The sequence below is a fragment of the Limimonas halophila genome, assembly GCF_900100655.1.
GTDB lineage: Bacteria > Pseudomonadota > Alphaproteobacteria > Kiloniellales > Rhodovibrionaceae > Limimonas > Limimonas halophila.
On the sequence record NZ_FNCE01000025.1, the window covers coordinates 1 to 6,737 of the forward strand.

The 6,737-nt window shown below is 68.8% G+C and carries 7 protein-coding genes; 6 read left to right on the forward strand and 1 reads right to left on the reverse strand.

The genetic code is table 11. From position 1 onward, the window contains the following. Positions 1 to 121: 121 nt before the first annotated feature. Entirely contained in the window at positions 122 to 1,711 is a 1,590-nt protein-coding gene (locus BLQ43_RS14105) for a lysine--tRNA ligase (protein WP_090022648.1), read from the reverse strand. A gap of 174 nt (positions 1,712 to 1,885) precedes the next feature. Here BLQ43_RS14105 and BLQ43_RS14110 point away from each other — a divergent pair, with 174 nt between their 5' ends. From BLQ43_RS14110 to BLQ43_RS14135, 6 genes are all read left to right on the forward strand, one after another. Continuing rightward, complete coding sequence (locus BLQ43_RS14110; protein WP_143006297.1) at positions 1,886 to 2,272, forward strand: hypothetical protein; 387 nt, start codon at positions 1,886 to 1,888, stop codon at positions 2,270 to 2,272. Positions 2,273 to 2,430: 158 nt separating this feature from the next. Beyond that, complete coding sequence (rpsT, locus tag BLQ43_RS14115; protein ID WP_090022658.1) at positions 2,431 to 2,694, forward strand: 30S ribosomal protein S20; 264 nt, start codon at positions 2,431 to 2,433, stop codon at positions 2,692 to 2,694. A gap of 524 nt (positions 2,695 to 3,218) precedes the next feature. Beyond that, positions 3,219 to 4,709: a chromosomal replication initiator protein DnaA gene (gene dnaA / locus BLQ43_RS14120; RefSeq protein WP_090022675.1), complete on the forward strand. Its 1,491-nt coding sequence runs from the start codon at positions 3,219 to 3,221 to the stop codon at positions 4,707 to 4,709. 166 nt (positions 4,710 to 4,875) lie between these two features. Beyond that, positions 4,876 to 5,076, forward strand: coding sequence for a DUF2905 domain-containing protein (locus tag BLQ43_RS14125; RefSeq protein ID WP_090022661.1), 201 nt, complete (start codon positions 4,876 to 4,878; stop codon positions 5,074 to 5,076). Continuing rightward, complete coding sequence (locus BLQ43_RS14130) at positions 5,076 to 5,969, forward strand: NAD(P)H-binding protein (protein ID WP_090022665.1); 894 nt, start codon at positions 5,076 to 5,078, stop codon at positions 5,967 to 5,969. The genes BLQ43_RS14125 and BLQ43_RS14130 overlap by 1 nt, the downstream gene beginning before the upstream one ends. Before the next feature lie 202 nt (positions 5,970 to 6,171). Beyond that, a complete protein-coding gene (locus BLQ43_RS14135) occupies positions 6,172 to 6,642 on the forward strand; it encodes a RidA family protein (RefSeq protein WP_090022669.1) in 471 nt (156 codons plus the stop codon). The last annotated feature ends 95 nt before the right edge of the window (positions 6,643 to 6,737 follow it).

Genomic DNA, 6,737 nt, shown 5'->3' on the forward strand with positions numbered 1-6,737 from the left:
AAACACCCTTGTGTTTACCCGCCGACCCGAAGGCGGTTGGGTGTCCAGGCTTGAGGGACCCATTCATCTCGGCGCGACGCCGGTGTCGAATGATTGACGGGATCAAACACCCTTGTGTTTGTTAAACATCCTCATGTTGATGAAGGGTGGTTTCGGCCAGGGCGATGAAGTTGGCGAGGCCGTAGAGGGCGACGAAGGAGCCCAGGCGCGGGCCCTGCTGCTGGCCGAGCAGGATTTCGTAGATGGCTTTGAACCAGGCGCGCAGATTGGAAAATGTGTCGGGGTGCGCCTTGCCGACGGCGTAGAACTCGCCCTGGATGGTTTCGGCATCCGCGTCGGCCGGCAGCGCGCGCAGCTTGTCCAGCAACTCGCGCAGGGCCGCGGCTTCCTCGGCTGACGGCGCGCGGTACTGCTTCGCGGGGTGGACGAAGTCGCGGTAGTAGGCGACGGCGTGGTCCACGAGGCGGTCGAGGAAGGGCGCGCTGTCCGGGGTGACGTCCGGCGTGTAGCGCGAGATGAAGCCCCACAGCGTGGCCTTGTCCTCGGTGTTCGCCGCGCTGGCGAGGTTGAGCAGCATGGAATAGCTCGGCCCGCCTTCGGGCACCGGCGGCGCGCCGCAGTGGACGTGCCAGGCCGGGTTTTCCAGCTGGCCGGCGGCGTCGTCCTTGTCGTGATAATTCCGCCGGTGGGCCAGGTAGTCGTCCACGTTGCGGGGAATGACGTCGAAGGACAGCTTCTTCGCCGACTTGGGCTTCTGGTACATGAACAGCGACAGGCTCTCCCACGGGCCGTAGGTGAGCCATTCGTCCACCGAGAGCCCGTTGCCCTTGGACTTGGAGATCTTCTCGCCCTGCTCGTCCAGGAACAGCTCGTAGTGGAAGCCCACGGGCGGCTTGCCGCCCAGGATGGAGACGAGGCGGTTGCCCAGCTTGGCGGAGTCGATCAGGTCCTTGCCCGCCATCTCGTAGTCGACGTCGAGGGCGAACCAGCGCATCGCCCAGTCCGGCTTCCACTGCATCTTGCAGTGCCCGCCCGTGACGGGCACTTCCGTGCGCTCGCCGTCCTCGTCCGCGAACAGAATCGTGCCGCGCTCGACGTCGCGGTCCAGCACCGGTACCTGCAGCACGCGGCCCGTCTTGGGCGAGACGGGCAGGAAGGGGCTGTAGGTCCGCTGCCGCTCCTTGGAGAGCGTGGGCAGCATGACGTCCATGATGGCGTCGTAGTTGGCCAGCGCCGTCAGCAGCGCCCGGTCGAAGCGCCCGGCGCGGTAGCACTCGGTGGCGGAGACGAATTCGTAGTCGAAGCCGAAGAAGTCCAGGAAGCCTTGCAGGCGCGCGTTGTTGTGGGCGCCGAAGCTGGCGTGCGTGCCGAAGGGATCGGGGATGTCGGTCAGCGGTTTGCCCAGGTTTTCGCGCACCATCTCCGGCGCCGGCACGTTGTCCGGCACCTTGCGCAGGCCGTCCATGTCGTCGGAGAAGCACACCAGCTTGGTGGGGATGTCGGACAGCGTGGCGAAGGCGTGGCGCACCATCGAGGTGCGCGCGACCTCGCCGAAGGTGCCGATGTGGGGCAGGCCCGAGGGGCCGTAGCCCGTCTCGAAGAGCACGTAGCCCTTGTCCGGCGTTTCGCCGCCGATGCGGTCCAGAATCCGCCGCGCTTCGGCGAACGGCCACGCCTTCGCCTGTTGGGCCAGCTCGCGCCACGTGCTCATGTGTCTCCGCCCCGGTCGTGAATGTGCGCGAACGCTATGGCCGGCGCCGAAGAGCGTCAACGCGCGGGCCTCCAGCCGGCACTGCCGACAGGCCGGGCACAGAATCGGGCTGACGACGGCGGCGCGGCGTGATTCCCTCCGGGGGACGCGCGCAGCCGCGAACGGGACCCCGCCATGGCACGCACACGCCCTGTCTCTGGCCCCACCCGACGTTGGGGCGCCGGCCTGATCGCGCTCGGCCTCGCCGTCTTGCCGGCGGGAGTCGGGGCGGAGTCGGCCTATGTCGCCGGCATCCGCGACCTGCCGCTGATGGACGGGCTGACGCGGGTGCGGGACGCGGGCGTGCAGTTCGACAAGCCCTCGGGCCGCATCGTCGAGGCCTTCGCCGAGGGGCGCGTGCCGGCGCCGCGCGTGCGGCGATTCTACCGCCGGACGCTGCCGCAACTGGGCTGGGAGCGCCTGGGCCGCGACACCTACGCGCGCGAGGGCGAGCTGCTGGAGCTGGACTACTTCGCCGGGGAAGGGCCGCTGACGGTGCGCTATACCCTGCAGCCACGGTGATGCCGGGCGAGGCGCCGCGTCCCGTGTTGACGCCACACCGGGGCGTGCCTATAACCCGCCGACCAGACAGCCAGCGTCGCTGACCGGCGCGCCCGCTGCACGGCAGCGAACCGCCCGCCGCGCGTCAGCACACCGGACGACAAGCGGAAAACGAAGCCATGGCGCACACGAAACAGTCTCGCAAGCGCGTTCGCCGCAATCGCACGCGGTACGCGATCAACCACGCGCGCAAGAGCCGCGTGCGCACCTTCGTGAAGCATGTGGAGAGCGCCATCGCCCGCGGCGACGGGCAGGCGGCGCGCCAGGCCCTCGATACCGCGGCGCCGGAGATGCGCCGCGCCGTGAACAAGGGCGTCATCCACAAGAACGCGGCCGCGCGCAAGATTTCCCGCCTGACCAGGCGCGTCAACGCGCTCGGCTAAACCGGGCCAGCCGAACCGGCAGCGGCGCCGGTGTGCAACCACACCGGCGCCGCTGTGCGTCCAGACCCCGGTAGCATCCACGGAGGGCTGCCGATCGGGAGAGGTGTGTGCCGCTTGCGACACGTGGGGCCGTTCGCGATACGGTCCCGTTGCCTCGCCGGGGTGTGACGGGTAGATTACGAACCTCCACGGACACGACGACGCTTTTCAACGCTGCGACAATTTGAATGTTTTTCCATTGAGTCGTGAGTGCGGCTCAAGACGAGGTCGTTATTGTCAAGTCCAAACGAGGTTGGATTGCCCCATCGACTCAACGGCCCACTTTGGTGTATTCACGCGTTGTCGGTGAAAACACCAGGGTGATTGCGGGGGCCGTACCGACGTACGGGCCTTGGTGTTGGCCGTGGGCAGGGTGCCGCGCCCGATCCTGTCACGGTGACCCAAAACATGGTGAACGATCGATTAAGGCCTCGGCCACGGGCCACAGGGGTAGGTCGATGCAGCCGCCGTCGGAGCATGCCGTCATGACCGGATCCGAATCGCACCACCAGCTCAGCGATCAGTGGAATCGCGTGCGCGGGCGCCTCCGGCAGGAGGTGGGCGATGCCGCCTTCCGGTCCTGGCTGCAGCCGCTCGACCTCGTGGGCGCGCAGGGCAGCGTGGTCCGCATGGCGGTGCCGACGCGCTTCATGCGCGACTGGGTCTCGGGCAATTATGCCGACCGCATCCGCGCGCTGTGGAAGCGCGAGAATCCGGGCATCAGCGGGATTGAGATCGTCGTCCAGGCCCCGGCGAGGGCGCCCGTCGCCAACGATGGCGGCGCGGTCGCCGAGCCCGCGAACGGCGTCGCGGCGGCGCCGGCCGGGTCCGCGGAACCGGCTGCGCCGGCGGGCGGCGACTCGGCGGCAAACGCGGCCCCCGCGGGCAACGATGCGGGGCTCTACCGCGCCGGCGAGTCGGACGGGGCGACGGTGCAGCCGGTGGGCGAGACGCTCTCCGGCCCGCTCGATCCGCGCTTCACCTTCGACAGCTTCGTCGTCGGCAAGCCGAACGAGCTGGCCTACGCCGCCGCGCGCCGCGTGGCGGAAGCCAGCACCGTGCCCTTCAACCCGCTCTTCCTCTACGGCGGCGTCGGGCTCGGCAAGACGCACCTGATGCACGCCATCGCCTGGCACATCCGCGAGAGCAATCCCGACAAGACGATCATTTATCTCTCCGCGGAAAAATTCATGACGGAATTCGTGCGCGCGCTGCGCACGAAGGACACGATGGCGTTCAAGGAGCAGTTCCGCTCCGTCGACGTGCTGATGATCGACGACGTGCAGTTCATCGGCGGGCGCGAGGCGACGCAGGAGGAGTTCTTCCACACCTTCAACGCGCTCGTGGACCAGAACCGCCAGGTGGTGATCTCCGCCGACAAGAGCCCCTCCGACCTCGAGGGCGTCGAGGAGCGCATGCGCTCGCGCCTGGGCTGGGGCCTCGTCGCGGACATCCACCCCACGACCTACGAGCTGCGCCTGTCCATTCTCCAGGCCAAGGCGCAGGAAATGGGCGCGGACATTCCCGAAAAGGTGATGGAATTCCTCGCCCACAAGATCACCTCCAACATCCGCGAGCTGGAAGGTGCGCTCAATCGCATCGCCGCGCACGCCAATCTCGTCGGCCGGCAGGTGACGCTGGAGACGACGCAGGACCTGCTGCACGACATCCTGCGCGCCCACGACCGCCGCGTGACCATCGACGAGATCCAGAAAAAGGTCGCCGAGCACTACAAGGTGCGCGTCTCCGACCTCTCCTCCTCGCGCCGCGCCCGCACGATCGCTCGGCCGCGCCAGGTGGCCATGTACCTGTGCAAGCAACTCACCGAGCGCTCGCTGCCGGAGATCGGGCGCAAGTTCGGTGGGCGCGACCACACCACCGTCATGCACGCCGTGCGCAAGGTGGACGAGCTGCGCCAGAACGACGCCAACTTCGCCGAGGATGTCGACCTCCTGAACCGCATGCTCCAGGGCTGACCGGCCACCGCCGGCCCGACGGTGCGGTGGCCTGATTCGGAGACCGCTTGCGAACCGTGAATTTCAAAACGCCATCGCGCCGTTAAATAATTAAAATGGGTGGATGCGGGGGTGAACCCGCGGCCGCCCTTGGGCGCGTCCCCCTCGACCGCCTATATGGGCGGGCATGGCGCGCTTCCTCATCATCGTTGGGCTGATCCTCGTGGCGGCGGGGGTGCTCTGGCCGCTGATCCAGAAGTTCGGCCTGGGCCGGCTGCCGGGCGACATCCGCATCGAGCGCGAGTCCTTCACGCTCTACCTTCCGCTCGGCACCTCGCTGCTGATCTCGATTGTCGTCAGCCTCATCCTCTGGTTCCTGGGGCGGTGATGAGCCTGCAACGCGTCACCCTGCTGGGCGGCACCGGCTTCGTCGGCCGCGCCCTCGCCGCGCGCCTTGCGGCCGAGGGCGTCGCCGTGCGCGTGGTGGCACGCAACGCCCACACCGCCACCGACCTGCCCGAGGGGGTCGGCGCCCTCGCCGCCGATGTGCGCGACGCCCGTGCCGTCCGCCGCGCGCTCGCCGACGCCAACGCCGTGGTCTACCTGCCGGGCTGCGTCACCGGGCGCTCGGAGTCGCCCTTCCGCGAGCTGCACGTGAACGCCCCGCGCGCCTGCGCCGAGCAGGCGGCAACGGAAGGCGTCACGCGCTTCGTCTATGTTTCGGCACTGGGCGTGCGCCGCGACGCCCCGTCTCACGCCGACCGCACCAAGGCCGAGGGCGAGCGCGCCGTGGCCGCGGTGTTCCCGGATGCAACGGTCGTGCGCGCGGGGCTGACGCTGGGGGCGGGCGATCATTTCGCCACGCCGCTGGCGGACGCCATGCGGCGCTATCCCCTGCTGCCGGTGCTGGGGCCGGGCACGCGCATCCAGCCCCTGCACCGCGACGACCTCGTGGCGGCGCTGACGGCGGCGATGCGGCGCGACGACACCAACGGCCGCACCTACGAGGCGGGCGGCCCCACCACGCTGAGCATGCACGCCCTGGTGAAGGCCGTGCGCCGCGCGGCCGGGGCCCACTGCTGGCTGCCGCCGCTGCCGCAGGGGCTGGCCATGGCGGCGGGGGCGCTGGCGGAGCTGGCGCCGACCCCGCGCTTCTGCCGCGATCAGGTGCGGCTCATGCGCACGGACAAGGTGGTGCGCGGCGACCTGCCCACGCTCGACCGCCTGGGCATCACGCCGCGCGACCCCGTGGCGGACCTGGACGCCTTTCTGGCGGTGTGACGCTTGCGTGCCTTGGGTCGGTGCCTAGGATGCCGCCCGCAACACGCCCACCATCGCCCCAGGGCATGATGAGGTCGGATCGAAACGATCCGGGCGCTTCATCATGCCCGCACGTGAACGAGATGGCGTACGATGAAGCTCGGAGGGCGATCCTGCGTCGTTTCATCGTACGCGAAAACCGAACGAAAAAGGAGCGCACACAATGAGCGGCCAGATCGAGGCGCGGCTTCAGGAAAAAGGCATCGAGCTTCCCACCGTGGGCGCGCCCCAGGGCGCCTACGTGCCCTACACCATCGCCGGGAACCTGATCTTCCTGGCGGGCCAGCTGCCCATGTGGAATGGTGAGGTGCAGATCACCGGCAAGGTCGGCCAGGACCTCAGCCTGGAGGAAGGCCAGCGCGCCGCGCGCCTGTGCGGCCTCAACCTCATCGCCCAGGTGAAGCAGGCCCTCGGCGGCGACCTCGACCGCGTGACGCGCGTCGTGAACCTCAAGGGCTTCGTCAACTGCGCGGTCGACTACACCCAGCAGCCCAAGGTGGTGAACGGTGTCTCCCACCTCATGTCCGAGGTCTTCGGCGAAGAGGTCGGCCAGCACTCCCGCTCGGCCGTGGGCGCCGGCTCCCTCCCCCTCAACATCGCCGTCGAGGTCGAAGGCATCGTCGCCTTCACCTGACAAACTGCGGCAGTTTGATCCCATCGGGTCGCCATAAATGGGGGCATCTCGGACTCCAGGCCCTTTCGCCGCGGCACCGGGGCTGATGGCACGCC